Annotated in this window: 24 protein-coding genes and 1 pseudogene; 12 read left to right on the top strand and 13 right to left on the bottom strand. The window is 72.7% G+C overall.

Annotation, left to right across the window (positions count from 1 at the left end; all coding sequences use genetic code 11):
- Window positions 1–60: 60 nt before the first annotated feature.
- Complete coding sequence (locus tag ACZ6S4_RS13995; RefSeq protein WP_465475288.1) at window positions 61–450, bottom strand: SRPBCC family protein; 390 nt, start codon at window positions 448–450, stop codon at window positions 61–63.
- Complete coding sequence (locus ACZ6S4_RS14000; RefSeq protein ID WP_465475289.1) at window positions 447–767, bottom strand: metalloregulator ArsR/SmtB family transcription factor; 321 nt, start codon at window positions 765–767, stop codon at window positions 447–449. The genes ACZ6S4_RS13995 and ACZ6S4_RS14000 overlap by 4 nt, the downstream gene beginning before the upstream one ends.
- Before the next feature lie 204 nt (window positions 768–971).
- Here ACZ6S4_RS14000 and ACZ6S4_RS14005 point away from each other — a divergent pair.
- Window positions 972–1,154 (top strand): annotated as a pseudogene (locus ACZ6S4_RS14005) (alpha/beta fold hydrolase); the annotation flags it as partial.
- On the opposite strand, the gene ACZ6S4_RS14010 reads toward ACZ6S4_RS14005, so the two are convergent.
- The 3 genes from ACZ6S4_RS14010 to ACZ6S4_RS14020 all read right to left on the bottom strand — a co-directional run bounded on the left by ACZ6S4_RS14010 (window position 1,144) and on the right by ACZ6S4_RS14020 (window position 4,281).
- The gene (locus ACZ6S4_RS14010; protein ID WP_465475290.1) at window positions 1,144–1,998 is read right to left on the bottom strand and encodes an oxidoreductase; all 855 of its coding nucleotides are present in this window, start codon (window positions 1,996–1,998) and stop codon (window positions 1,144–1,146) included. The pseudogene ACZ6S4_RS14005 and the gene ACZ6S4_RS14010 overlap by 11 nt on opposite strands.
- 134 nt (window positions 1,999–2,132) lie before the next feature.
- Window positions 2,133–3,197 carry a threonine aldolase family protein gene (locus tag ACZ6S4_RS14015; protein ID WP_465475291.1) on the bottom strand — a complete coding sequence of 355 codons (1,065 nt, stop codon included), beginning with the start codon at window positions 3,195–3,197 and terminating at the stop codon, window positions 2,133–2,135.
- 40 nt (window positions 3,198–3,237) lie between these two features.
- Window positions 3,238–4,281 (bottom strand): DNA polymerase III subunit beta family protein, encoded by a 1,044-nt coding sequence (locus ACZ6S4_RS14020; protein WP_465475405.1) that lies wholly within the window; start codon window positions 4,279–4,281, stop codon window positions 3,238–3,240.
- A 75-nt stretch (window positions 4,282–4,356) separates the two neighbouring features.
- Between ACZ6S4_RS14020 and ACZ6S4_RS14025 the strand changes: the two genes are divergently transcribed.
- The 3 genes from ACZ6S4_RS14025 to ACZ6S4_RS14035 are packed head-to-tail and all read left to right on the top strand — an operon-like array spanning window position 4,357 to window position 5,694.
- Window positions 4,357–4,878: a P-loop nucleotide/nucleoside kinase family protein gene (locus ACZ6S4_RS14025; RefSeq protein WP_465475292.1), complete on the top strand. Its 522-nt coding sequence runs from the start codon at window positions 4,357–4,359 to the stop codon at window positions 4,876–4,878.
- Window positions 4,879–4,904: 26 nt separating this feature from the next.
- Entirely contained in the window at window positions 4,905–5,279 is a 375-nt protein-coding gene (locus ACZ6S4_RS14030) for a helix-turn-helix transcriptional regulator (RefSeq protein WP_465475406.1), read from the top strand.
- A 10-nt stretch (window positions 5,280–5,289) separates the two neighbouring features.
- On the top strand, window positions 5,290–5,694 hold the full coding sequence (locus ACZ6S4_RS14035) for a VOC family protein (RefSeq protein ID WP_465475293.1): 405 nt from the start codon (window positions 5,290–5,292) through the stop codon (window positions 5,692–5,694).
- Between the two features lie 11 nt (window positions 5,695–5,705).
- On the opposite strand, the gene ACZ6S4_RS14040 is transcribed toward ACZ6S4_RS14035, so the two are convergent.
- Window positions 5,706–8,399 (bottom strand): alpha/beta hydrolase, encoded by a 2,694-nt coding sequence (locus ACZ6S4_RS14040; protein ID WP_465475294.1) that lies wholly within the window; start codon window positions 8,397–8,399, stop codon window positions 5,706–5,708.
- 42 nt (window positions 8,400–8,441) lie between these two features.
- Complete coding sequence (locus tag ACZ6S4_RS14045) at window positions 8,442–9,035, bottom strand: LysE/ArgO family amino acid transporter (protein ID WP_465475295.1); 594 nt, start codon at window positions 9,033–9,035, stop codon at window positions 8,442–8,444.
- Window positions 9,036–9,107: 72 nt separating this feature from the next.
- Here ACZ6S4_RS14045 and ACZ6S4_RS14050 point away from each other — a divergent pair, with 72 nt between their 5' ends.
- Window positions 9,108–9,962, top strand: a complete 855-nt coding sequence (locus ACZ6S4_RS14050; protein WP_465475296.1) for a LysR family transcriptional regulator ArgP — start codon at window positions 9,108–9,110, stop codon at window positions 9,960–9,962.
- Here ACZ6S4_RS14050 and dapD read toward each other — a convergent pair.
- On the bottom strand, window positions 9,959–10,906 hold the full coding sequence (gene dapD / locus ACZ6S4_RS14055) for a 2,3,4,5-tetrahydropyridine-2,6-dicarboxylate N-succinyltransferase (protein WP_465475297.1): 948 nt from the start codon (window positions 10,904–10,906) through the stop codon (window positions 9,959–9,961). The genes ACZ6S4_RS14050 and dapD overlap by 4 nt on opposite strands.
- A 60-nt stretch (window positions 10,907–10,966) precedes the next feature.
- On the opposite strand from dapD, the gene ACZ6S4_RS14060 reads away from it, so the two are divergent.
- Window positions 10,967–11,407: a hypothetical protein gene (locus tag ACZ6S4_RS14060; RefSeq protein ID WP_465475298.1), complete on the top strand. Its 441-nt coding sequence runs from the start codon at window positions 10,967–10,969 to the stop codon at window positions 11,405–11,407.
- Here ACZ6S4_RS14060 and ACZ6S4_RS14065 read toward each other — a convergent pair.
- From ACZ6S4_RS14065 to ACZ6S4_RS14075, 3 genes are read right to left on the bottom strand one after another with little or no spacing between them, the layout of a single operon-like run.
- Window positions 11,394–11,759, bottom strand: a complete 366-nt coding sequence (locus ACZ6S4_RS14065; protein ID WP_465475299.1) for a hypothetical protein — start codon at window positions 11,757–11,759, stop codon at window positions 11,394–11,396. The two genes, ACZ6S4_RS14060 and ACZ6S4_RS14065, sit on opposite strands and share 14 nt — an antisense overlap.
- The gene (locus tag ACZ6S4_RS14070) at window positions 11,756–13,309 is read right to left on the bottom strand and encodes a WXG100 family type VII secretion target (RefSeq protein ID WP_465475300.1); all 1,554 of its coding nucleotides are present in this window, start codon (window positions 13,307–13,309) and stop codon (window positions 11,756–11,758) included. The genes ACZ6S4_RS14065 and ACZ6S4_RS14070 overlap by 4 nt, the downstream gene beginning before the upstream one ends.
- A complete protein-coding gene (locus ACZ6S4_RS14075) occupies window positions 13,306–13,605 on the bottom strand; it encodes a type VII secretion target (RefSeq protein ID WP_465475301.1) in 300 nt (99 codons plus the stop codon). Before ACZ6S4_RS14075 ends, ACZ6S4_RS14070 begins: the two co-directional genes overlap by 4 nt.
- 122 nt (window positions 13,606–13,727) lie before the next feature.
- Between ACZ6S4_RS14075 and dapE the strand changes: the two genes are divergently transcribed.
- The gene (gene dapE / locus ACZ6S4_RS14080; RefSeq protein WP_465475302.1) at window positions 13,728–14,804 is read left to right on the top strand and encodes a succinyl-diaminopimelate desuccinylase; all 1,077 of its coding nucleotides are present in this window, start codon (window positions 13,728–13,730) and stop codon (window positions 14,802–14,804) included.
- A 3-nt stretch (window positions 14,805–14,807) separates the two neighbouring features.
- Here dapE and ACZ6S4_RS14085 read toward each other — a convergent pair whose 3' ends face one another.
- Window positions 14,808–14,975 carry a hypothetical protein gene (locus tag ACZ6S4_RS14085; RefSeq protein WP_212991198.1) on the bottom strand — a complete coding sequence of 56 codons (168 nt, stop codon included), beginning with the start codon at window positions 14,973–14,975 and terminating at the stop codon, window positions 14,808–14,810.
- A 201-nt stretch (window positions 14,976–15,176) separates the two neighbouring features.
- Between ACZ6S4_RS14085 and ACZ6S4_RS14090 the strand changes: the two genes are divergently transcribed.
- From ACZ6S4_RS14090 to ACZ6S4_RS14110, 5 genes are all read left to right on the top strand, one after another.
- A complete protein-coding gene (locus ACZ6S4_RS14090; RefSeq protein WP_465475303.1) occupies window positions 15,177–15,953 on the top strand; it encodes an LOG family protein in 777 nt (258 codons plus the stop codon).
- A gap of 1 nt (window position 15,954) precedes the next feature.
- Window positions 15,955–16,503 (top strand): LOG family protein, encoded by a 549-nt coding sequence (locus ACZ6S4_RS14095; protein WP_465475304.1) that lies wholly within the window; start codon window positions 15,955–15,957, stop codon window positions 16,501–16,503.
- Window positions 16,504–16,866: 363 nt separating this feature from the next.
- The gene (locus ACZ6S4_RS14100) at window positions 16,867–17,886 is read left to right on the top strand and encodes a LacI family DNA-binding transcriptional regulator (RefSeq protein ID WP_465475305.1); all 1,020 of its coding nucleotides are present in this window, start codon (window positions 16,867–16,869) and stop codon (window positions 17,884–17,886) included.
- Window positions 17,887–17,923: 37 nt separating this feature from the next.
- A complete protein-coding gene (locus tag ACZ6S4_RS14105) occupies window positions 17,924–22,030 on the top strand; it encodes an ATP-dependent helicase (protein WP_465475306.1) in 4,107 nt (1,368 codons plus the stop codon).
- Complete coding sequence (locus ACZ6S4_RS14110) at window positions 22,027–25,482, top strand: ATP-dependent helicase (protein ID WP_465475307.1); 3,456 nt, start codon at window positions 22,027–22,029, stop codon at window positions 25,480–25,482. Before ACZ6S4_RS14105 ends, ACZ6S4_RS14110 begins: the two co-directional genes overlap by 4 nt.
- An 8-nt stretch (window positions 25,483–25,490) precedes the next feature.
- On the opposite strand, the gene ACZ6S4_RS14115 is transcribed toward ACZ6S4_RS14110, so the two are convergent.
- On the bottom strand, window positions 25,491–25,889 hold the full coding sequence (locus ACZ6S4_RS14115; RefSeq protein ID WP_465475308.1) for a pilus assembly protein CpaE: 399 nt from the start codon (window positions 25,887–25,889) through the stop codon (window positions 25,491–25,493).
- Window positions 25,890–25,956: the final 67 nt, after the last annotated feature.

Genomic DNA, 25,956 nt, shown 5'->3' on the forward strand with positions numbered 1-25,956 from the left:
GCCCGCCGCGCCGGCTGACCCGGCCGCGCCAGCTTGACCGCCTGGCCTGATTGCGGCGGCTCAGGTCAGGGCGGGCTCGATTCGGCGGAGCAGGCCCGGCCAGCCGCTGCCCATGCCCTTCAGCGAGATGCTGCCCGGGACAAACCCGGCATGCCGCAGGAACAGCCGGGTCCCGGAGCCCTCGGGTTCGAGCCGCCACGTGATCGTGGTGTCGAGGCTGCCCTCGGCGAACGTGTACACCAGCAGCCGCTCCGGGTCGACCTCCAGCACCTCGCACGGCTGCTGCCCCCAGCTGCCCATGTCCATGGTGAAGCGGTGGCCCACGATCGGCTTGATGTCGCCCGCGGCCCACCACCGGGCCAGCAGCTCCGGCTCGGTCAGCGCACGCCAGACGGCGGCGGGCTCCCGGGCGATGAACTGGTCCAGTTCGATGTCGGTCTTGTCGGTCACCGGTCGTCTCCCTCTTCCTCGACGAGATCACGCAGCGCGACCAGCCGGTCCCGCCAGTAGCGCTCGAACGGGTGCAGCCATTCCTGGACGTCGGCGAGCGGCTCGGCGGCCAGGTGGTAGTAGCGGTGCCGGCCGCGCGGCTCCTCGCGGACGAGGCCGGCGTGGCGCAGGACCGCGAGGTGCTCGGAGACGGCGGGGCGGCTCAGCTCGAAGTGCCCGGCCAGCTCCCCGGCGGCGCGAGGACCGTCCCGGAGGGCGACCAGCAGCCGGCGCCGGACCGGATTGGCCAGCGCCGCGAACACATCACCGTCAGGCATGCCGCCCATGATGCGTCGGAGATCCCCGACATGTCAACAATCCCCGACGCATTTGGGTCGGGGTATGGATCGGGTTTTCGTGCACGGCTCCTGCGTCGAGGACGGCGAGCTGACCGAGGAGCTGTTCCTGCAGGACTGCGACCCCGCGGCCATCGAGGGCCCAGGCCCGGCTGACCCGTCAGTCGGCGGTGGCCACCCCCGTGGCAAGCCATCCCGAGCACCTACCCGGTGTGCGCCGAGGACCGCGCGACCCCGCCGGAGCCGCAGCGCACCCAGGCCGCCCGGGCCCGCCGTACGGTGGAACTGCCCACCGGCCACCACCCGATGCTGTCGCACCCGGACCTGGTGGCGGCCGAGATCCGCACCGCCGCGGGGGTCACTCGCTGATCGTGTCCAGGATCTTGCGGGCGTCGTCGTCCAGGTGGACCCGGCGGGCCGTCATGTTGTCGATCAAGTGGCCCAGCGACGAGGTGCCGGGGATGAGCAGCACGTTCGGGGCCAGCTCGAGCAGCCAGGCCAGCGCCACCTGGGAGGGCTGGGCGTCCAGCCGTTCGGCGACGGCGATCAGGTCCGGGTGGGTGAGCAGCCGGTTGACCCCGCCGAAGGCCGAGCCGAGCGGGAAGAACGGGACGAACGCGATGCCGAGCTCCTGGCACTCGCGCAGCAGCGGCAGCGACTCCCGGGCGAGCAGGTTCAGCGAGTTCTGCACGCACACGATCTCCGTGCGCTGGACCGCGTGCACGAGCTGCTCGCGGGTCACGTTGCTCAGCCCGATGCCGGCGATCAGACCCTCGTCCCGCAGGGCGATCATCGCGTCGAGCTGCTCGTCGAACGCGCCGCCGCCGTCCATCAGCCGCAGGTTGACCGCGTCGAGCCGGTCGACCCCCAGCGAGCGCAGGTTGTCCAGCACGCCGGCCCGCAGCTGCTCCGGCTCCATCGCGGGCAGCCAGCGCCCGGTGCTGTCGCGGGCCGCGCCGACCTTGCTGACCAGGACCAGATCCTCCGGGTACGGCCGCAGCGCCTCCCGGATCAGGTCGTTGACCACGTCCGGCCCGTAGTACTGCGCGGTGTCGATGTGGTTGGCGCCCAGCTCCACAGCCTTGCGGAGGACGTCGAGGGCGGTGTCGCGGTCACGCGGTGGCCCGAAAGCCCCGGGCCCGGCGAGCTGCATCGCGCCGAAGCCGATCCGTCGCACCGAACGGTCGCCGAGCGGAAAGGTGTCGTCAGTCACGACCCTCACTCTACGATTCCCACCCGATTCCGCCAGGCGACGCCGAAATGCCCGACCCCGGCGTCAGCCGCCGAGGCTGACCGGCCGCGACCGCGGAGGTCGACCGGCCGCAACCGCGGGAGCCGGGCCCGGCGTCAGCCGCAGAGGCCGGCCAGGATCTCCGTGATCGTCTCGGGCTTGTGCCGAAGGGTCGCCCGCCCGACGGGCAGCTCGCAGCGCACCACCTCCGGGTCACCGGTCTCGACCGCGTTCGGCCACACCCACAGCCCGGTCTCCTCGGAGATCCGCTTGGCCTTCATCCGGAAACGTTCTGCCGTGGTCGCGAACAGCAGATGCATCATCGGCGTCTGCGGCGGGTCCGGCACGACCCGCACCTCGGGCACCCCGGCCAGCGCCGCCGCGATGGCCCGGGCGTGCGCCAGCCGGGCCGGCATCTCGGCCAGTGTCGCGTCGAGCAGCCCGAGAGCCGACGACGCCGCCGGCCACATCGCGAACAGCGTGCCGCCCAGCCGCCCACGCCACTCGCGCACCTGGGCGATGTCCTCCTCCGGCCCGGCGACGCAGCAGCCCGGCAGCGCCCCGACGCCCTTGTAGAACGAGACGTACACGGTGTCGAACAGCTCGGCGATCTCGGCGGGTGACCGTTCGTAGCCGGCGGCGGCCTCCCAGAGCCGGGCGCCGTCGAGGTGCACGGCCGCGCCCCGGTCGCGGGCCCACGAGGTCTGCGCGACCAGGTCGTCCCACGGTGGCAGCGTCCCGCCGAGATCCCGCTGCGGCAACTCCAGCACGAGCGCCGCCACCGGCTCGGCCACGCTCCGCAGGTCGGTACGCCGGATCAGCCGTTCGAAGTCGCCGACCGGCCGCCCGACGAGCTGGTGCAGCCGCGCATAGGCCTGGCCCTCGTGCCGTTCGAGGTGCGAGTACGGATGCCAGACGACCGTGCGGCTGGTGCGCTGATCGGCGTGCACCCGCAGGACGGCGCCCTGGGCCATCGTGCCGCTGGGCAGGAACACGGCGGCCGGCTTGCCCAGCAGTGCGGCGACATGCTCCTCCAGCTCGGCCACCACGCCACCCTCGCCATACAGGTCCGGGCGGGCGTCGGGGTCGATCGAGGCGAGCAGCTCCGGCGGCCGCACCAGCCCGTTGCCGAGCAGGGAGTCGGTGCAGGCGGCCCGCCTTGCGCTGATGTCGTCATCCACCGGGCCAGTGTGTCGTGTTCCCGTGCTCGTGTCAGGCTGGTTAGCGGCGCACCGGCATGAGGATCGAGAACGTGCCGCTACCGCGCACGGCCAGGGGTTTGATCGGTCCGTCCAGCTCGAGGACGAGCTGGCCCGCGCCGCCGGCGTCGAGGGCCTGGAGCAGGAACTCGCGGTTGACCGCCACGTGCGCCTCCTCGTCGGCGGCCCACTCCGCCTCGGCCGCCACCCGCAGCGAACCGGCCGGGTCCACCGCCAGGACGGTCAGGTCGAACGGCTTGCCGTTGTGCTCACGCGACACGGCCGGCACTTCCTCGACCGCCGCGCGCAGGGCCGCCACGTCGACCGTCACCTGGCGGCTGCCGGCCGCGCCGAGGTCGACCAGCCGGTGGTGGTCGGGGAAGCCCACGTCCAACGGCTTGCCCTCGATGCGCCGGCCGCCGACCTCGGCCCCGAGCAGCTCGGGGGTCAGCAACAGCACCACCTCGTCGTCGCGGGTGAGCAGCCGGCGCAGCTCGTCGACGAACGGAAGGGGAGCGACGAGCCTGGCCGGTGGCCCCGAGACGGCGGCGGCAGCCTCGGCGACGGCCAGCCGGTAGCGGTCCGTCGTCACCACGGTCAGCGCGGCGGGCTCGGTCTCGAACAGCACGCCGCCGAGGATGGGCAGCTCGGGGTCGGTGCAGGCGGCGAAGCGGACCGCGTCGAGCGCGGCGGCCAGGGCGGCGGCAGGCAGGGTGATCCGGGTCATGGTGGTCTCCTCGGGATCCAGCAGGGCGTGGACGCGGGAGAGCTCACGACGGGCATCGGCCAGGCCATCCTCCAGCCGGTGCAGGTGCTCGTCGAGCAGCTTGCGGACCGCCGGGGGATTGCTCAGCTCGGCGACCGCGCGGGTGATCCCGGCGACCGGCATCCCCACCCGGCGCAGGCCGGCCACCAGGCGGGCGGCCCGCAGCTGCTCGTCGCTGTAGCGGCGGTAGCCGGTCAGGGCGTCGACCTCGGCCGGCACCAGGACGCCGGCGCCGTCGTAGAACCGCAGCGCGCTGATGCTCAGCCCGCTGGCCCGCGAGATCTCCCCGATGCCGTACATGTCGTCGCTCTCCACACCTGGAACCCTGCTGCCTCGACCTGCTCGAGGGTCAAGTGCCTGTGCGATCGTGCAGGCATGGCACGTGACGTGGTGATGGTGAACGGTCTGCCGGGATCGGGCAAGAGCAGCCTGGCACCCCGGCTCGCGGCCGCGCTCGACGCCGCCTGCCTCGGCAAGGACCGGATCAAGGAAGCCCTGGCCGACGCGGTGGTGACCGAGGTGCCGCAGCTCGGCGCGGTGGCGATGGACACGGTGTGGACCCTGGCCGCGGCGGTGAGCGGCATGGTGGTCGTGGACTCGTGGTGGTTCCGGCCGCGCGACCTCGAGCAGGCCCGCGCCGGCCTGGCCCGAACGGGAGCGAAGGCGACCGTCGAGATCTGGTGCGACGTGCCCGCCGAGCTGGCCCGTTCCCGCTACATCTCGCGCAAGCGGCACGCGGTGCACGCCGACGCGGAGAAGCTGGCCACCGAGTGGACCGGCTGGGCGGCGGCCGCCGTGCCCCTGGCCCTGGGCCCGGTCATCCGGGTCGACACCGCTCGTACGGTGGACATCCGCGCCCTCGCCGACGACGTACGGGCGGCCTTGTGGACGAGCTGAGCCGCCTGCGCCGCGCCCGCGACCGGATGGACCGTGACTTCGCCCAGCCGCTCGACGTCGCTGCCCTGGCGCGTACGGCACACATGTCACCGAGCCACTTCAGCCGCCGGTTCCGGGCCGCGTACGGCGAGTCCCCGTACGGTTATCTGATGACCCGCCGCATCGAGCGGGCCAAGGCGCTGTTGCGCCGCGGTGACGTCAGCGTCACCGACGCCTGCGTCCGGGTGGGTTGCACCTCGCTGGGCTCCTTCAGTGCCAGCTTCACCGCCCTGGTCGGGGAGACGCCGTCCGCCTACCGAGCCCGCGAGCACCGGGCCGCCGCCGTCATCCCCGGTTGCGTGCTCAAGCGGCTGGGGCAACCTGGTCGGTTTCGAGAAGCGGCCGGTTCGCGATCCTCCTAGCGTGGTCGGCATGACTCTCTCGCTGTCGCACTGCTTCCTCGTCGTGCACGACTACGACGCGGCACTCGCCTTCTATCGCGACGTCGTGGGCCTCGAGGTGCGCAACGACGTGACCTTCGAGGACAACCGCTGGCTCACGCTGGGCGCGCCCGGGCAGCCCGTCGAGATCGGGCTGGAGATCCCGGGCTACTTCCCGCACACCTCCCCGGAGGACCGGCAGGCGACGGCCGATCTGCTGGCCAAGGGGCTGCTACCCGGCATCATCTTCCGTACCGGCAACTGCGACGAGACCTTCGAGAAGGTCCGGGCGGCGGGCGCGGACGTGATCCAGGAGCCGATCGACCAGCCGTACGGGGTCCGCGACTGTGCCTTCCGCGACCCCTCGGGGAACATGGTCAGGTTCTCCGAGGGGTAGCGGAACCAGCGTCAGTCGGTGACTGTTCCGGTCACCGTGCCCAGCTCGGGCGCTTCCTCTTCCCAGCCGAACACCTGCGGGTGGAGCTGCACCACCTCGTCCGGCTCGGCCGCGGAGTCGGTGACGGTCGGGACGGTCAGGTCGGCGGTCAGCTCACCGGCCTGCACCCCGGTCCACGGCATCAGATAGGTCTCCGACAGCGGCCGCGACGGCAGCGGGTCCTCACCCGAGTTGTCGGTGAACCAGGTCGGGTCGACGTCCGTGGTGGACAGCTCGGTCCCGGTGGCCGGCGGCTCGACGTCGCCCTCGACCCAGATCGGGGTCTCGGCCACGGTGGAGAGCCGGATCCGCCAGGTGAGCGTGCCGCCCTCGGCGACCCGGTCGGCGACCGGCTCGACGGTGATCTTCGGCGCGGGGTCGTCGTTGGCGGCGAAGACCGCGCCCTGGTAGTCGCCGATCACCGTGCCGCGGACGGCCTTGGCGTTGAGGGTGGAGGCCTCGCCGGCGCCGAAGAGCGTGTCCCCCGTGACCTTGACCGGGACCTGGATCGTGCTGCTGCCGGGCCGGACCGTGGCCAGCCAGGACTTCGTCTCGAACGTGGCCGAGTCGGTGAGGAACAGCCGCACCTGACCGCTGCCACGCCCGGTCACCTTGACCGGCACCTGGTACGTGCGGCTGCCCGAGTCGCCCTCGACGACGTTCAGCTCGCCGATGTCGATGCGGGGCAGGGCGACGGGCCGCGCCGCCGGAGTGCCCGGCCGCCAGCCCCACGCGTCGATCAGCCAGGCCTCGCCGGTGGCGCTGCGCGGGATCAGCTCCAGCTTCGCCACCTTGCCGCGGACCTGCTTGAGCGGCACCCGTACCTCCTGACCCCAGTACGAGGTCGTGTTCTGGCTGCCGGGCAGGCCGTCGAGGCGTACCTCACCGAGTGCGGTGCGGCGGCCTGCGGTGTCGGTGACGGCCACGCCGAACCGGTTGCCGGTCGTGTTGGGCGGCACCACGAGCCGCATGGCCAGCTCACGTGCGCCGGAGACGCTGACCGGCCGGCTGGGCCGCAGTGTGACCGCCTGGCCCGGGGCGGACCACTTCAGGTCGACGGCGTAGCGGCCCGGCTCACGGGCGAAGCCGAACGGGACGAAGTGCGGCGACGGGCTGAACCAGCTCTCCGTGGTCAGGCACGCCTTGGTGGCGTCGTCGGTGACCTGCTCGCAGAGCCGGCCGCCGGTGACCTTGACGGACTCGTCGGGGATCAGCGCCGCCGTACGTCCGGCGCCGATGGCGTGGCTGAGCACCCGGGCGGGGCCGGCCGACGGGCCGCGTACGCCGGTGCCGTCCAGCAGCGGCCGGACCCGGTCGTCGCCGCCGACGAAGAGCCGCGCGGCAGCCGCGATGTACGTCGCACCGACCGTCTGCTCCTGCTGGGCCGTGAGCCGCGTCGCGGTGCCCGGCGAGCACACCGGATCGGGCTCGTCGCCGGTGAAGAAGTCGTCGAAGGACGGTGCCTGCGACTGTCCCGGCGTCCACTCGGTGTTGAAGAAGTTGTGGTTGGCGCCGATCGCGTACAGGGAGCTGTGCAGTGCCTTGCCTCGGCTGACGCCGCGGGTGGCGTCGACGAAGATCTGTCCCTGCAGGTCGGAGACGTCGCCGTCGCAGCCGGGCAGGATCGTCGCGGACGGCACGTCCGGCACCGGGTTCTGGCCGAAGATGGTCGGGCCGATCAACAGCATGCCGCGGATCGTCCAGCGGACCTTGCCGTGGTAACCGTCGGCGGCTGCCGGCGGCGGGGTCAGGCTGTCCATCGCAGCGCGGCTGACGCCCTCGCCGCCGCGGGAGTGACCCATCAGAAACACCTTGGACAGGTCGGCCCGCGGCGCGGACTTCACGACGGCGGGGGCGTTCGCCCGTCCGGCGCCGGCCCAGTCGGCCCAGCGGGCGAGGTGCTGGCGGACCAGCGAGGAGCGGGCCTGGGCGCCGCCGTCGGGGGCGGCGAAGTCCTGGCCGTTGATGCCGTTCGCCGAGATCGAGACGGTGACGTAGCCCTGCGAGGCCAGCAGCTCCTGGGCCTGGAGGTAGCCGCGGTGGCTGGGCACCGGCTCGGTGCCCGCGCCGCACGGCCAGTCGCCGGTCAACGCTTCCTCGTCGGCGCCCTTGAAGCAGGTGTAGTGCCGTCCGTGCAGGAACAACGCGAGCGGACGGTTGCCGGGCGCTCCCTGCGGGGCGACCACGACACCCTGCATCTCCACGGGCTCCGGGAAGTCCGGCAGCTTGACCCCGGCCAGCGAGTACTCGCCGGTGACAGTCCGGTACGGCCCCTTGACGCCGGGATCGACCTTGTTCGCGGGCAGCGTCCGGGGTGCCGGCACCGCGGCCGCCCGCTTGCGCGCCGCTGCCGGGGCATCGGCGTCGAGCCGCTTGCCACCCGCGCGTACCTGGAGGTCACGCAGGTCCTCGGCGTGCTCCAGCGGCAACCGGAACGTGCGGTCGTCGGCCGCCGCGCGCGGCCGGCCCAGCAGCCGGTCGCCGGCGTAGAACTCGACCGCCGCGTCGCCCATCGGGATCCGTTCACCGGACCGCCAGGTCAGCTGGCCGTCGGTCACGGACCAGCCGTCGCCGGCTGCCGGAGCGGGTGGCGCGGCCCAGGCCTGCCCCGCCCCGCTCACCAGTAGTGCCGCGGCCAGCGCCGCCGATACGAGGAGTCTTCGCATGCGCCGTGTATACCGAATACCTGCAAATGGTTCGATTGATGGCTAAACAAGCAGAGTGGTGGCGACGCCGGCCATCACCACGGCGATCAGGCCGTCCAGCACCCGCCAGGCCGCCGGCCGGGACAGCACGGGGGCCAGCCGGTGCGCACCCAGGCCCAGCGCGGCGAACCACACGCCGCTCGCCACCGCGGCGCCGATCCCGAACAGCCACCGGTGCGGGTGCTGCTGGGCCACCGAGCCGAGCAGCAGCACGGTGTCGAGGTAGACGTGCGGGTTGAGGTAGGTCAGAGCGAGGCAGGTCAGCAGGGTCGCGCGCAGGGTGGCCGGGGCCTGATCGGTCGGCTTCAGTGTGCCGGGCCGCCACGCCCGCTTCGCGGCCAGCGCGGCGTAGGTGAACAGGAACGCGGCGCCGGCCCAGCGGATGACGGTCACGGCCGTCGGCCGCGCGGTCACCACCGCGCCGAGCCCGGCGATCCCGGCCGCGATCAACATCAGGTCCGAGACGGCACAGGTCAAGACCACCGGGAGTACGTGCTCCCGGCGCAGACCCTGGCGCAGGACAAAAGCGTTCTGGGCGCCGATGGCGACGATGAGCACGAGGGAGGCAGCGAAGCCGGCGACGGTGGAGGTGAGCACGCCATCGACGCTAGGGCGGATACGTGATGTACTCCAGCTAAAGATTCTTCACGAACATTAGGGAATGTGTACGTGGACGCGGTGCAGCTGGCGACGTTCCAGGCGGTGATCGAGGGCGGCAGCTTCGAGGCCGCCGCTCGTACGCTGCACGTCACCCCGTCCGCGGTGAGCCAGCGGATCAAGGCCCTCGAGCAGGACGTCGGGCAGGTCCTGGTCCGCCGGGCCAAACCCTGCGAGGCCACCGAGGCGGGGCAGGCGCTGGTCCGGCTGGCCGGCCAGATCGCGCTCCTCGAACGCGAGGCGCTGGCGGCGGCCCGGGGCGTGCCCGGCGGCGACGGCCGGACCCGGATCTCGGTGGTGGTCAACGCCGACTCGCTGCACACCTGGTTCCTGCCCGCGCTGGCCGCGCTGCCGGCCGAGCCGGCGCTGAGCTTCGAACTGCATCAGGACGACCAGGACCACACCGCGGAGCTGCTGCGCGCGGGTACGGCGATGGCCGCCGTGACCGCACAACACGTGGCCGTACAGGGTTGCCGGGTGGAGAAGCTCGGCGCGATGCGCTACCTGGCGGTGGCCGCGCCCGGCCACTTCACCGGTTTCGCCACCACGCCGATGCTCGTCTTCAACCGCAAGGACCGTCTCCAGCACCGCTTCCTGGAGGCGCTGGGCAGCGGCGACCTGGAACCGCCGATCACCTACATCCCGGCGGCGCACGCCTTCGTCGAGGCGATCCGGCTGGGCCTGGGCTGGGGCATGATCCCCGAGCAGACCGCCCGCGAGGACATCGCCGCGGGCCGGGGTGTGGATCTGGCGCCGGGCCGGCACCTGGACATCCCGCTCTACTGGCAGTACTGGCGGATGGAGTCGACGGTGCTGACGGCCCTGACCAACGCGGTCAAGGCCGTCGCGGCCGGGGCGCTGCGTTAGTCGTTGGCGTGCAGGGCGGCGTTGAGCTCGATGCCCGTACCCTTGCGCGGCCGGGCCTCCAGGGCGCCGGTCACCGAGTTGCGCCAGAAGAGCAGGCCGTTGACGCCCGACAGCTCGCGGGCCTTGACCACCCGGCCGTCCGGCAGCGTCAGCTTCGACCCCGCGGTGATGTAGCAACCGGCCTCGACCACGCAGTCGTCACCGAGCGAGATGCCGATGCCGGCGTTGGCCCCGAGCAGGCTGCGCTCACCGATGGACACCTTGTCCTTGCCGCCGCCGGAGAGCGTCCCCATGATCGAGGAGCCGGCACCGACGTCGGAACTGTCACCGACGACGACACCCTGCACGATGCGCCCCTCGACCATCGAGGTGCCGAGCGTGCCGGCGTTGAAGTTGCAGAAGCCCTCGTGCATGACGGTGGTGCCGCTGGCCAGGTGTGCACCGAGGCGCACCCGGTCGGCGTCGGCGATCCGCACCCCGGAAGGTGTCACGTAGTCGGTCATCCGCGGGAACTTGTCGACCCCGTAGACGGCGAGATGCCGGCCGGCGGCGCGCTCGATGAAGCGCAGCTCGTCCACCCGGTCCGGCGGGCACGGCCCGGCCGACGTCCAGGCGACGTTGGCCAGCATGCCGAAGATGCCGTCGAGATTCTGCTCGTTCGGCCGCACCAGCCGGTGCGACAACAGGTGCAACCGCAGGTACGCGTCCGAGGCGTCCTTGATCGGGTCGGCGAGCGAACCCACCTCCACCCGCACCTCGACCGTGGCCAGTCCGGCCAGCGCCTTCGGCCCCGTGAGACCGGCGGGCAGCGTGGGCGCCGCCTCCGGAACGGTGCCGAGACCGAGGAAACCGCTCGGGAACCAGGTGTCGAGCACCTGACCCTCGGCGGCGACGGTGGCGAGGCCGATGCCCCAGGCAGGCGAGGTCGAAATCGCGGTACTCACGCAGCGAACCCTACTAGGACGGGACAGCGCCCGTGGCGCCGGTTCAGTAGGGTCCGGCCGGTGAGAAGGGTGTTGTCGTGGTCGCTCGCCGTAGCGATCCTGCTGGCGGGCGGCACCTGGGCCGCCGTCGCCCTGCAGGAGCGCGCGACCTTCGGCACCAAGATCACTGAAGACGACCTGACCGTCGAGGTCGACGAGGGCGACCGCTTCTCCCTGGCCGTCCCGGACCGCGGCGCCTCCGTCGGCGACAGCTGGACCGCCACCGTCGCGCCCGCCGGCAAGCTGGAGCCGGTGGCGGAGCGCAAGGTGCCGGAAAGCTGGTGGACCCGCCTGGTCGGTCGCGACGGCGACGTGGCCGGCGGTGGCGGCGGCACCACCTACTTCGTCTACGAGGCGAAGGAGTCCGGCACGGCGGTCGTCACGGTCGCCAATTGCTTCCAGGGCTGCGACCAGCAGTCACCGCTGTCGCGCACGGTGATCTGGCAGGTCAGCGTTCGCTGAGGCGGGCGTCGACGATCGCCGCCACGGCGTCGAGCCAGCGTGCGAAGCACCGGTCGGCATCGCCCGCTGCAGCGCGGGCCAGCCATGGCCGGATCAGTGCCGACTGCTCCGCCGTGGGGAGCGGCGAAGGAAGCTGGACCGCGTAGTCGCTGCCGCCGCGGCGGACTATCTCCGCCAGATAACTCAACGAGCGGGGCAGAATGCCCGCCTGATCCGCCTGGATCGCTGCCGGGACCGCGCAGACCGTCATGAGATGTCGTGCGGGATCGGGGCTCCGCAGGGCCTCGGCGATCGCGGTCGCCACGTCCACCGACACCAGCTCTTCGTCGGTGCGCACACCCGGTCTGCTCATCGACCCACCTTCTCCGGCAACCGGACCGTGCTCGGTGTGGAGGGGATCTCGGCGTCGATGCCGTCCACGTGACCGTCGATGAACTCGCGCTCGGTGATCCAGTAGGTGTAGCCCCACGGGTTGTACACCTGCAGCTGATACTCGGAGTGGCCGATCACCATCAGCTGATGGGTCTCACCGTTCTCATGGGTGAAGAAGGGGACCGGATAACCCTCGTCGACCGCTCGCTCGATCGACGCGACCGTGGCCTCCCGGGCCGCGCGATCCTCCAGCCTGACGTTGCTGTACTCAGCTCCGGTCCGGGCGGCGATCTCTTCGTTGGCCACGGTCGCCGACTGCTCGGACGTCATCCCGTCGTCGCCGAAGTGGTCCTGGAACCACGTGCGGCCGCCGTCGTAGACCTGTTCCTGCTCGTCCCGCAGCCGGTGCGCGAACGCCTCCGGATTGTCGAACTCCGGATCCCCGGGATGGCCACCTGTCGTGAGCTGCAGCGCATAGAGCGGGTCGACCGCGGCGCGCGCGGTGACCGTCGACGCGGCCACGCAGGTGGGGCGGTTTCCCTGTTCCCACCGGGCGGACTCGAACGCGTTGTGGTCCTTGCCGGGCGTGGGGTTCTCCACGTCCAGGGACAGCGGACTCAGATGCTCCCGCAGCCACCCCGGATCGTCACCGTGCCCGGCGATCAGCTGGTCGAACCCCGCCACCTCACCCACCGCATACCCCGCCGCCAACGTCTTCAGCAGGTACGCCCGATGCTCCGGCGAGTAAGCCGTCGCCAGCAGCCCGGTCATCCGTTCCCGGTCCTCGTCGTTCAGGGCCGCCAGCGCCTCGGCCGCCCGCTGGTCCATCGCCGGGGTCAGCACCGGCGTCAGCGGCACCATGGTCCGGGTCCAGCCGGCGCCCGCGATCACCACCTCGTCGACCGCCGACAGCGGGGAGTCGCTGAGCCGGCCGGTGCGGGCCTGCGTCTCGATCTCGTGCATGGCCGTGGCGAAGTCCTCCGCGGCGTTGCGCATCGAGATGTGCTTGTCGACGCGGCCGTCGATGTGTGCGATCGCCTGCGCGTGCTGGTCGCGCATGACCTCGCCCTCGTACTCGAGGTTGGGCACCGGGCCCCAGCTCATCGCCCCGACCGTGGTGGCGATCTCGGCCAGCGCGGCCGCGTTGCCGCGGTCGCCGGGCTCCTGCTGAACCAGGTCGGCGTGCTGCCGTACCTGGTCGCTGATCTGCCGGAACGCCGTCAGCGCGCGGAACATGTCGTCGGCGAGCGCCCGCAGCGCGTCGTTCGCGGTGACGTGGGTGTCGCCGGCCCACACGTCGCTGATGCCCTGCTCGCGCAGCACGTCGGCGGCGTCCAGGGCCTTCTCCACCGACTGCGCCACCGTCCGGCAGTCGTCCGCGATCAGGCGCAGCGCGTCCGCGTCACCACCGAAGGCCGGCACGGCCGCGGCGGCGGCGCAGGCCTCCGCGAGCTCGTTCGCGCCCCACACGCCGTGCGCGTCGTGGATGTCGTCCTGCAGGTCCTGCAGCCGGTCCAGTTCGTCGCTCATCGGCTGCCGGCCAGCCGCCCGGCGCCGCGGGCGTCCGACGCGTCGTAGTCGGCGGCGGCCGCGTCGAGCGCGTCGGCCAGCTGCCGGGCCGCCTCGGCCAGGACTTCCGTCTCCTTCTCCCAGGCGGCGATCGCCGACCGGTACGGGCCCGCCGTCGTGTACGTGTCGAAGGCCCCGGCGACCCGGAAGTCCCGTTCGGGCCCGCCGGCCTGGATCCCGGCCCGGCGCAGGTGCTCGGCCACCTCGTCCCGCAGCTTCGTCGCGGCTGCCCGTAGCTGTGTCGTGTCGACCTGCATCGTCCGTGCGCCTCCCCAGGTTCCGGACCCGAAAGCCTAGTGGGAAAACACCGCCCGTGTCGGTCCGGTCTCGCTCCGCGCATCGGCGTACGGCTTCATGTCCGGGCGGTAATGTGCCGCTCATGGCGAACCCGCTTACCCCTGACGTGCTCGTCGACCCCGTCGTGCTCACCCGCACCCTGGTCGACATCGAGTCCGTCTCCCGCGACGAGAAGGTCATCGCCGACTGCGTCGAGGACGTCCTGCGGCAGTCGCCGCACCTGCACACCGAGCGGTACGGCAACACGGTCATGGCCCGCACCGAGCTGGGCCGCGAGCAGCGGGTCATCCTCGCCGGCCACCTGGACACCGTGCCGATCAACGGCAACTTCCCGTCCACCGTGGTCGACGACCTGATCTACGGCTGCGGCACCTCCGACATGAAGTCCGGCGTGGCCCTGGCCCTGCACCTGGCGGCGACCCTGTCCGAGCCCGGCTACGACGTCACCTACCTCTTCTACGAGGCGGAGGAGATCGAGTCGCAGTTCAACGGCCTGCACCTGGTCTCGCAGGAGCATCCGGAGTGGCTGCGGGCCGACTTCGCGGTGCTGCTGGAGCCCACGTACGGCGTGGTCGAGGCGGGCTGCCAGGGCACGTTGCGGGCGCGGATCCGCACCCACGGGCGGCGGGCGCACACCGCGCGGGCGTGGCGCGGAGTGAACGCGATCCACGCGGCCGGGGAGGTGCTGCGCCGGCTCGACGACTACCGGCCGCGCACGGTGACCATCGATGGGTGCACATACCGTGAGGGGCTGAACGCCGTACGGATCTCCGGTGGCGTGGCCGGCAACGTGGTCCCGGACGAGTGTGAGGTCGAGGTCAATCTGCGCTTCGCCCCGGACCGTTCCGAGAAGCAGGCGCTCGATCACGTGCACGAGGTCTTCGCGGATTTCGACATCGAGGTGACCGACTCGGCGCCCGGGGCACTGCCGGGGCTCGGTGCGGCCGCGGCGCGGGAATTCCTCACCGCCGTCGGTGCGGAGCCGGCCGCGAAGCTGGGCTGGACCGACGTGTCGCGGTTCGCGGCGCTGGGCATCCCGGCGCTCAACTACGGGCCCGGTGACCCGGCGCTGGCGCATGCGCCGGACGAGCATGTCGAGATCGGCAAGATCCGCGACGGTGCGGCCACGCTGCACCGATGGCTGACCGCGTACGAGTAGGGGTCAGGCCGGGTCGGCAGCGGGCCGGGGTATCTCCACGGTGGTCTCCGGGTCGAAGGCCGGGTCCGCCCCCGGCGGGGGCAGGGCGAGAGCCATCCGGCGTTCCTCGACCACCAGCCGGATGCGCCGCTGCATGCGGCGCTGCATCTTCATACGCTCGTAACGGGTCATCACGGTGGCTCCTCTGCCCAGATGCCCGGCGGTCAGCCGGGCGCCGTGCCTGCGCCGTGCGGGGTTCGGTAACTGTACAGACGCTCCAGAGCTACCGTCCGTTGCTTCAATCTGGCAAAAAGGCCGCCCCGTCGCAATCCTCTTGCCGAAACCCAACCGGTTATTCACCGGTTACGGACCGTCCGCACTACCGTGGTTGCCATGACGGACAGCACCAACGGTCGCAGGCGCGTACCCCCGGAGCGTCATCGCGGCGCCGTCACGCTCCGGCGTGAATCGATGCCCTTGAGCACCGCCGACGAGAAACTGCTCGACTCGCACCATCGCGGTGAGTGGAAGACCAAGGACGCGTGGCGGGCGCTGCGCATCCTGTCGGAGTTCGTCGAGGGCTTCGACACCCTCGCCGACCTGCCGCCGGCGGTGAGCGTCTTCGGCTCGGCCCGCAGCACCCCGGACAGCCCCGAGTGTGAGCTGGCCGCGGACCTGGGCGCGGCCCTGGCCGAGGCGGGTTATGCGGTGATCACCGGCGGCGGACCGGGCGTGATGGAGGCGGCGAACCGCGGCGCGACCGAGGCCGGTGGCATGTCGGTCGGGCTGGGCATCGAGCTGCCGTTCGAGCAGGGCCTCAACGACTGGGTCGACATCGGCATCGATTTCCGCTACTTCTTCGTGCGCAAGACGATGTTTGTCAAGTACGCGCAGGCGTTCGTCGTGCTGCCCGGCGGCTTCGGCACTCTCGACGAGCTGTTCGAGGCGATCACGCTGGTGCAGACCAAGAAGGTCACCCGCTTCCCGGTGATCCTGATCGGCACCGAGTACTGGGGCGGCCTGCTCGACTGGATCAAGAGCCGGCTGCTCGTCGACGGCAAGGTCAGCCCGGAGGACATGGACCTGCTCATCCTGACCGACGACGTGGAGGAGGCCGTGCAGTTCATCGTGGACGCGGACGCCGCACTGGCCGAGAACGGGACCAGGTGACGTGGCGGCGATCTGCGTCTTCTGCGCCTCGTCCAGCACCCTCGACCAGCAGTGGCTCGACCTCGCGACCCAGCTCGGCAAGTCCCTCGGCCCCCGCGGTCACAGCCTGGTCTCCGGCGGTGGCTGCGTCGGCATGATGGGCGCCGTCGCCGACGGCGCCCGGGCCGGCGGAGCCCACACGCTGGGGGTGATCCCGCAGACGCTGGTCGACCTGGAGGTCGCGGACACCCGGTCGGACGAGCTCGTCGTCACCACGGACATGGGCGCCCGCAAGAACATCATGATCGAACGGTCGGACGCGTTCATCACCCTGCCCGGTGGCCTGGGCACGCTCGACGAGCTCTTCGAGGTCTGGACGACCGCGACCCTCGACCTGCACCGCAAACCGATCGTCCTGCTCGACCCGACGGGCTTCTACGACGGCCTGTGGAGCTGGCTGTCCGGCCTGGCCGACACGGAGTTCGTCCGCCGCCCGGCGCTGGCCCAGGTGACCGTGGTGAGCTCGATCGAAGCCGCGCTGGACACGATCGAGGCAGCCGCCCGGCCGTGACCGGCGGATCGGTGAGACGTCACGCCGGGGCAGGAAGACCCGCCCCGGCGTGACCAGGACCTCGGCAGCCCGCCGGGCGACTCGGGGGCACGCCGAGGCACGCCGCTCGCGCGCGGCGCCCGCGCATCGCCCCGGGGTCCGCGCGGCGACTTCGATGCTGCCGAGGCAGGACCGGTGTTGCCGGGCCCTGCCGGACCGGTGCGACACGGGCTGCCGGTCCGGCAGGGGGCTCCGAGTGGAACCAGCTGCTAGATGGGTTTAGCGTGACGTTGCTCCTCCCGCCGCCGCCCGTCAAGGGTCCCGATTTCGCCAAAGGCGCGCATCGGCGGCCGTCAGTTGGCCGGCGCGTGGAAGACTTCGGTCATGCCGCCGCAACGGGTGACCCTGCTGCAGGTCGCACAACGGGCCGGCGTGTCCCGCAGCACGGCGTCGTTCGTCCTCGCCGGACGCCACGTGGACATGCGCATCTCCGAGGACGCCCGGCAACGGGTGCTGCGGGCAGCCCAGGAGCTGGACTACCGGCCCAACCTGATGGCCCGCAGCCTGCGCACCAAGGTCACCAGGACCATCGCGCTGGTCTCCGACACGCTCGCCTCCGACCCGTACGCCGGCCGGGCCATCCACGGCGCCCTGGCCGCCGCCGTCGCCCACGGCCACCTGCTGTTCATCGGCGAGACCGAGGGCGAGTCCATGATCGAGGAGAGGCTGATCTCCGACTTCCTGGACCGGCAGGTCGACGCCTTCGTGTACGCGAGCATGTTCACCCGCTACGTGCGCGTGCCCAAGCTGCTCAAGGGCCGGCCGGTGGTGCTGCTCAACTGCCTGACCCGGGCCGCGAAACCGGCTCACCACTCGATCATCCCGGACGAGGTCGGGGCCGGCTGGAGTGCTGCCAAGGTGGTCATCGAGTCCGGGCACCGCGAGGGCATCCACCTGGTCGGCAACCTGGCCCACCACGTCTTCGCCGGCCGTGAGCGCCTGGCCGGCATCCGCGAGGGCTTCGGCGCGGCCGGCATCAAGCTGGCCGGGACCATCGACTGCGAGTGGTGGCCGGACTCGGCGTACGAGGCGGTCAGCGCGGCGCTGGCCGGAGGATCGCGGCCGAAGGTGCTGATCTGCCTCAACGACCGGGTGGCGCTGGGTGCGTACCAGGCGCTGCGCGAAGCGGGGCTGAGCATCCCCGGCGACGTCTCGGTGCTCTCCTTCGACGACTCCGACCTGGCCGCCTGGCTGCGTCCCCAGCTGACCAGCATCTCGCTGCCGCACTATCAGCTGGGCTGGCAGGCGGTGGAGACACTGCTGGACGCGGCGGGCCGGACCGAGCCGGAGGTGCGCCGGGTGCCGATGCCGGTCCGGTTCCGGGCGTCGATGGGTCAGCCCTGAGGGGATTCCGTCGTACCCCCGTGGTCTCATTGGTGCCGTGACCTCGACCCCCGCGGCGGTGCGCCGGCCGGCGTACCGGCTCGTCCGCCGGGCCGCCACCCCGGCGGACACGCTGCGCGACGACCCGCTGCAGCGGTATGTCGTCGGCCATACCGACGGCCCGCTGCTGGTGGTCGGCGGCCCCGGCACGGGCAAGACAACAGTGCTGGTCGAGGCGGTCGCGGCCCGCATCGCCGAGGGCGTCGACCCGGAACGCATCCTGGTGCTGACCTTCGGCCGCCGCGGCGCGGGCGCGCTCCGGGACCGGATCGAGGCCCGCATCGCGGGCCCGACCTACCACGAGCCACTGGTACGCACATTCCACGCGTACGCCTTCGGTCTGCTCCGCCGCGCCGCCGCCGACCGCGGAGAACCGTCACCACGCCTGCTCACCGGCCCCGAGCAGGACCTCATCATCCGCGAGCTGCTCGCCGTGGTCGGCGAGGCGGACGCCGAGGACACGGTCCGCTGGCCCGACGCGCTGCGCCCGGCGCTGCCCACCCGCGCCTTCGCCCAGCAGCTCCGCGACCTGATGCAACGCGCGGCGGAACGCGGCGTCGGCCCGGTCGAGCTCGCCCGCCTGGGTGAACGCCTCGGCCGCGACGACTGGCCGGCCGCGGCCCGGTTCATCCGGGAGTACGTCGCGGTGCTGGCCCTGCGCGACGCGACCACCCGCGGCTCGACGGCCTACGACCCGGCGGAGCTGGTCCGGGCCGCATCCGGCCTGCTGACCGAAGACCCGCAGCTATTGGCCGCTGAACGTCGCCGCCTGGCCTACGTGTACGTGGACGAGCTGGCCGACACCGACCCGGCCCAGATAGAACTGCTGTCTCTGGTCGCGGGCGGCGGCACTCCGCTGGTGGCGTTCGGCGACCCGGACTCGTCGGTGTACGGCTTCCGCGGCGCCGACCCGGAGGCGGTGAGCTCCTTCCCGCAGCGCTTCCGGACGGCCTCGGGTGCGTTGGCGGAGGTCATCACGCTGCACACGAGCTACCGGGCCGAGGCGCCGGTGCTGGCGGCGACGGCCCGGGTCTCGCGGCGCATGCGGGGTGCGTCCCGCCATCGCTTCCTGCACCCGCCGCCCCCTGCCGCGCCGGCCCAGCTCGATCCGGGCCGGCTTGGCCCCACTCACGTGGACTCGCCTCCCGGCGACGTGGCCGGCATCGGGCCGGCTGGGTCAGGCGCTGTGCTGCTGCCGCCCGACCCGGGCCGGCACGAGGCCGGGTCGGCCCGCCCCGGTTCGGCCGGCGAGGCCATGGCCGGGGCCGGGGCGGACAGCAAGGGCACGGATCGAGGAGAACCGGCCGACCATGGTTCTGCCGAGACAGGGCCGACCGGAATCGAGCCGACCGGCGTGGACGGTCCCGGGTCGACCGGCGCCGGCGAGGGGGGAGTCGGGCCCGTCGGTGCCGAGCCGGCCGATCGTGAAGCGGCCAACTCCGAGCTCAGCGATTCCCTGGCCGGGAGCGAGAAGGCGGACTCGGCCGATGATCGGGAGCCGAGCAGCGACGACGGTCCGGAGGAGGCCGACGCCGGGCGGCTCATCGAGGGTGCTGTCGTGCGGACGTTCCGGTCGCCGACCAGCGAGACCGCCTACGTCGCCCATGCCCTGCGAGAGGCGCACCTCCTGCACGGTGTGCCCTGGTCCCGGATGGCCGTCGTGTTGCGTTCGACGACCTTGCAGCTGCCGTCCGTCCAGCGCGCCCTCGCCGCCTCCGGCGTGCCGACCGTCACCCATTCTGAAGATCTTCCGCTGCACCTCCAGCCCGCCGTCGCGCCGTTCCTCCTGCTCCTGCGCTGTGCACTCGAGCCCGACGTCCTCGACGAGGAAGCAGCCGTCGCGCTGCTGCACTCGCCGCTCGGTGGCGCCGATCCGCTCGCCGAACGCCGGTTGCGGCAGGGCCTGCGGGCGCTGGCTCTCGCCGCCGGTGACCGCCGGCCGTCCGGTGAGCTGCTGGTCGACGCGCTGCGCGACCAGGCCGGGCTGGACGTCGTGGAACGCCGCTGGGCCGTACCCGCGCAGACCGTGGCCCGGCTGATCGCCGTCGCCCGGGAGGCCGCGGCCGCGCCGGGCGCCACCGCCGAGCAGGTGCTGTGGGCGGTCTGGCGAGCGAGCGGCCTCGCCGAACGCTGGTACGCACTGAGCACCCGCGGCGCCCCGGTGGAGCCTGGCGGCGAGGGCGGCCGGGCCCGGCAGTGGCGCGCGGAAGCCGCCGACCGTGACCTGGACGCGATCGTGGTCCTCTTCGACGCGGCGGCCCGGTTCGTCGACCGGCTGCCCGGCGCCCGCACCGAGGTCTTCCTGGACCACGTCCTCGGCCAGGACCTGCCCGCCGACTCGATCGCCCCGAGCGCCGACCGCGGCGAGGCGGTACGGCTGCTCACCGCCCACGCGGCCAAGGGCCTGGAGTGGGACGTGGTCGTACTGGCCGGCGTCCAGGAAGGCATCTGGCCCGACCTGCGGCTCCGGGGCAGCCTGCTCGGTTCGGAACGACTGGTGGACTTCCTGGCCGGCCGCGCCGCCTCGGGCGCGGCGGCCGTCGTCGGCCAGACCTCGGCCCTGCTCGACGAGGAACGCCGGCTGTTCTATGTGGCTGCCACCCGGGCCCGGCGGCAACTGATCGTGACGGCAGTGGCCTCGGCCAGCGTCGGCGGTTCGGACGGCGAGGAGCAACCGAGCCGATTCCTGGCCGAACTGGCCCTGCCGGACCGCCGCAGCGGCCCCGACCCCGACCAGCCCCCGGATCCCGGCCCGACCGACCCCGACGACCCGGGCCCCGAAGACCCCGGTCCGGACGATCCGGGCCCGGCCGACTTCGACCCGGACGATCCGGGCCCGGCTGGCTTCGGCCCGGATGACGCCGGCCCAGCTGATCCCGGCCCGGCTGACTTCGGCCCGGACGGTAACGGTCGGGGCAGCGGAAACCTGGACGGTGACGGCCGGGACCACGGAGGCCCGGACGGCGACAGCCGAGCCGGCGCCGGCGCCGACATCAGCGGCCGGGCAGACGCCGGCCCGGACAGCCCGGGCCCCGATGATCTCGGCCCGAACGATCCCGGCGGGGGCGACACACCGACGGACAACACCGAGCTCGTAGCCGACGAGCCCGACGTCGAGGTCCCGGTAGGCCGCCCGCCCCGCGCCCTCACCCTGTCCGCGCTCGTCGCTGAGCTCCGTACCGCCGTCGTCGCCCCCGACGCCTCCCCGGCCCGGCGGCATGCCGCCGCGGCCGAGCTCGCCCGCCTCGCCGCCGCCGGCGTCCCCGGCGCCCATCCCGACGAGTGGTGGGGTCTCCGCTCGCTCTCCGACGACCGGCCGCTGGTCGACGAGGGCGAACCGGTCAAGGTCACCCCGTCCTCGATGGAGAGCGCCCTGCGCTGCAGCCTGCGCTGGCTGCTGGAACGCCACGGCGGCGCGGCCCCGGCCGGTCCCGCCCAGCGTGTCGGCAATCTGGTGCACGCCGCCGCCATGCTCGCCGAGGACGCCAACGCCGACCGGGAGCGGCTGGTCGAGTACGTCTCGGCCCGCTTCGACGCGATCGAGCTGGCCGCCCGCTGGCTGGCCGGCCCCGAGCAGGAACGCGCCCAGGGCATGGTGGACAAGCTGCTGCGCTGGCTGGCCAAGAACCCGCGCCGGTTGCTCGCCATCGAGCACGAGTTCACCGTGCGGCTGGACGATCCGAGCCGGCCGATCCAGCTCACCGGGCGGGTCGACCGGCTGGAGGTCGACGAGCAGGGCCGGCTGGTCGTCATCGACCTCAAGACCGGCAAGAGCACCACCGTCACCACCGGCGATGTCGAGGAGCACGCCCAGCTCGCCGGCTATCAGGCCGCCGTCGACGCCGGCGCTTTCGACCAGTTCGGTGATGAGAGCGGCGGGGCTGCCCTGGTCCAGCTCGGCCCGACCAAGGAGGCCCGCGAGCAGATGCAGCTGCCGCTGGCCGAGGCCACCGATCCGAACTGGGCGTACGCGATGGTCCGGCGCACCGCCGACACCATGGCCGCCTCCACCTTCTCGGCCGTGGCCAACAACAAGTGCCGGGTCTGCCCGGTCAAGACCAGTTGTCCCATCTCCGGTCAGGGCCGGCAGGTCGTCGAGCCGTGACCCAGCCCAGCCTCTTCACCGACCTCCCCGCCCGGCCGCGCCGCCGGGCTGATTCCGGGCCGCGTTACACCCCGGTCGAGCTGGCGAAACTCCTGCGGCTGCATGCGCCGACGCCGGAGCAGGCCGCGATCATCGCGGCGCCGGTCGAGCCGGTCCTGGTCGTCGCCGGCGCCGGTTCCGGCAAGACCGAGACGATGGCGTCGCGGGTGGTCTGGCTGGTCGCCAACGGGTACGCCCACCCGGACGAGATCCTCGGCCTCACCTTCACCCGCAAAGCCGCCGGTGAGCTGGCGCACCGCGTCCGCACCCGGCTCGGGCAACTGGTCCGGCGCCTCGGTCAGCAGGATTCCCTGGCCGGCGAGCCGACCGTCTCGACCTACCACTCGTACGCGGCCCGCGTGGTCACCGAGCACGGCCTACGCGCCGGGTACGAGCCGTCGGCCCGGCTGCTCACCGAGGCCGCCCGCTGGCAGATCGTGGATTCGCTGGTGCGGTCGTACACGGGGGAGATGACCGGGCTGAACCGCGCGCCCGGCACCGTCACCGATGACGTGCTGGCGCTCTCCGGTGAGCTGGCCGAGCATCTGGTCACGCCGGATGATCTCGCCGCGTGGACCGGCCGGTTCTTCGCCGAGGTGCAGTCGCTGCCCGGCCGGGTCTACAAGGACGTCAACGACATGCTGCTGCGCCAGCGGCACCGGCTCACCCTGCTGCCCCTGGTACGCCTCTACGACCAGCGCAAACTCGACATCGAGGCGATGGACTTCGGCGATCAGATGGCCCGCGCGGCCCGGGTCGCCCGGGATCATCCCGAGGTCGGGGCGATCGAGCGCGGCCGGTTCAAGATCGTGCTGCTGGACGAGTACCAGGACACCAGCCACGCCCAGGTGGTGCTGCTCAACGCGCTCTTCGGCGGCGGTCACCCGGTCACCGCGGTGGGCGACCCGTGCCAGTCGATCTACGGCTGGCGGGGCGCCTCGGCCGGCACGCTGGACAGGTTCCCCACCGAGTTCACCGGCCCGGGCGGGCGCGAGGCGTGGGTGCTCAACCTGACCCGCAGCTGGCGCAACCGCCCCGAGATCCTCCAGGTCGCGAACGCGTTGTCCCGGCCGCTGCGGGCCGCCGGCGCCCGGGTCGCCGAGCTGATCCCGGCGCAGCGGGTGGCCGACCGGGTGGGTGGGCGCACGGTCGCGTGTGCACTGCTGCCCACGTACGCGGAGGAGGCCGCCTGGATCGCCGACTCCATGCTGGCCGCCTGGCGGGCCGCGGCCCGGCTGCCGGACGCCCTGCCCGGTGACATCCCGCTGGAGAAACGCCCGACCAGCGCGGTGCTGGTCCGGGTCCGCAGCCAGATCGCCGCGATCGAGGAGGCGCTGCGCGCCCGCGGCCTGCCGGTCGAGGTGGTCGGCCTGGGCGGCCTGCTGGACACCCCGGAGGTACGCGACGTCGTCTGCACGCTGCGGGTGCTCGCCGACCCGACGGACGGTGCCGCCCTGTTGCGCCTGCTGACCGGGGCCCGCTGGCGGATCGGCCCGCGTGACCTGGTGGCGTTGCATCGCCGCGCCCGGGCCATCGCCGCTGCCCGGGTGTCCGCGACGACCGGAGACGAGCCCGAGGACATCGTCGCGGACCGGCTCGACGACGCCACCCTGGTCGAGGCGATGGCGGACCTCGGCGCGCCCCAGCAGTACTCGCAGGAGGGATATGCACGGCTGCGGGCGTACAGCAGGGAAATGGCCGAGTTGCGGCACCGCCTGGACCAGCCGCTGCCGGACCTGGTCGCCGACATCGAACGCACCATCGGCCTCGACGTCGAGGTGGCCGTCCGCGGCTGGGGCGCGGGCGACGCGGGCCTGGCCCGCGGCCACCTGGACGCCCTCGGTGACGTGGCAGCCCGGTATGCGGGGGACACGGACGGCGGCACGCTCGCGGGCTTCCTGGCCTTCCTGGCCGCGGCCGAGGAGGAGGAACGCGGGCTCACCCCGGGCCAGGTCGACGTGGTCGAGGGCGCGGTGCAGATCCTGACCGCGCACGCGGCGAAGGGCCTGGAGTGGGACGTGGTGGCGGTCGCGGGCCTGACCAAAGGCGTGTGGCCGGGGATGACCCGAGGCTCCGACCACTTCCTGATGGGCATCGGGGTGCTGCCGTTCCCGCTGCGGGGTGACGCCGACGGCCTGCCGGCGCTGGACCTCTCCGCGGCGGCGGATCAGAAGGACGTGGCCGGGGCGCTGACGACGTTCAGCAAGGCCTGGCGGGAGCACGACGAGCGGGAGGAGCGCCGGCTGGCCTACGTGGCGGTGACCCGGCCCCGGCGGTTGCTGCTCTGCTCCGGCTACTGGTGGGGCGACGGTGTGAAGAAGCCGCGCGGTCCGTCCGTCTTCCTCCAGGAGATCCGGGCGACCTGCCTCGACGGTGCCGGGGTGGTCGAGCAGTGGACCCCGGAGCCGGCGGCCGACGCGACCAACCCGAGCGCTGAGCTGGTGGCCACCGCGGAGTGGCCGTCGGATCCGCTGGGTGCCCGCCGGCCGGCGATGGCAGCGGCCGCGGATCTGATCCGCCGGATGATGGTGAGCCCGGACCCGGCGGCGGCCGAGGCCTTCGTGGAGCTGGCCGAGGGTGACCCGGAGATCGCCGCACGAGCCGGCCTGGCCGCCGACCTGATCGGCCTCCCGGCCCCCGGCGCTCTGCCGGAGGCCGCCGGCCAGGCCTCGGCGGAGGCCGTACCGACCGGCGAGGAAGGCGGCTCGGAGGCGGACAATCCGGACATCGTCCGCTGGCGGCGTGAGGCCAGGATCCTGCTCGCCGAACGCGACGAGCGGGCCCGCCACGACGGTCCGCTCGAGGTCGCCCTGCCGCCGCACATCTCGGTCTCCCAGCTGGTCGTGCTGCGCCGCGACCCGCAGGCCCTGGCGCGGTCGCTGCGGCGCCCGTTGCCGCAACGCCCCACCCCCTACGCCCGGCGGGGCACCGCCTTCCACGCCTGGCTCGAGCAGCGGTTCGGCTCGGCCCGCCTGCTGGACGTGGATGAACTGCCCGGCGCGGCGGACGACGACGCGGCCGCCGACGAGGAGCTCACCGCGTTGCAGGAGGCGTTCCTGGCCGGGGAGTGGGCCGAGCGCACCCCGGTCGAGGTCGAGGTGCCGTTCGCGACCACGGTCGCCGGGGTGGTGGTGCGGGGGCGGATGGACGCGGTCTTCGCCGACCCGGGCGGCCGGTTCGACGTCATCGACTGGAAGACCGGTCGCCGGCCCACTGCCGCGGACGCTGCGGCCGCGGCGGTGCAGCTCGCGGCGTACCGGATCGCCTGGGCCGCCCTGGCCGGGGTGCCGGTGTCGCGGGTCCGGGCCGGCTTCCACTACGTCCGCGACGGGGTGACGGTCCGGCCGGTCGACCTGCTGGACGCGGAGGGCCTGGCCGCGTTGATCGAAGAGGTGCCTGAGCAGGACAGCTGAACGGAGGTTCAGGTCGTGGCGGCGGCCAGCAGGTGCAGCAGAGCGGCCGCATAGGCCTCCTCCGGCGTGGGCGCGGTGAACGTACGGTCCTCGCCCAGCAGGGTGATGTCCACGTTCCAGCCGCGGTCCGTACGGCGCAGGGCCCGCAGCGTCCCGCCGAGCAGCTCCCGGAGCTGGTCCTCGCGGGGCAGCCACAGTGCCTCGTCCAGCTCCACGTCGTCCATCGCCCACTCCGTGGTGCCGTTGAAACCGATCACCCGGCCCTCCGGCAGCGAGTACACCTCGATGGTCATGTTGCTCAGCACGAACACGTCTTCGTCCAGGTCACGGTCGGGGATCGCGAAGCGGTCACCCGGCCCCGGCTTCCAGATCAGACCGGCTTCCCTGAGCTCCTGTGCTACTTGCACGCCGATCACCGGTGCGCTCCCTTCGTCGTGCTAGGCTCCATCGCGTTGTCAGTTTGGTTCCCAAGTA

Source organism: Actinoplanes sp. NPDC051405 (assembly GCF_055586185.1).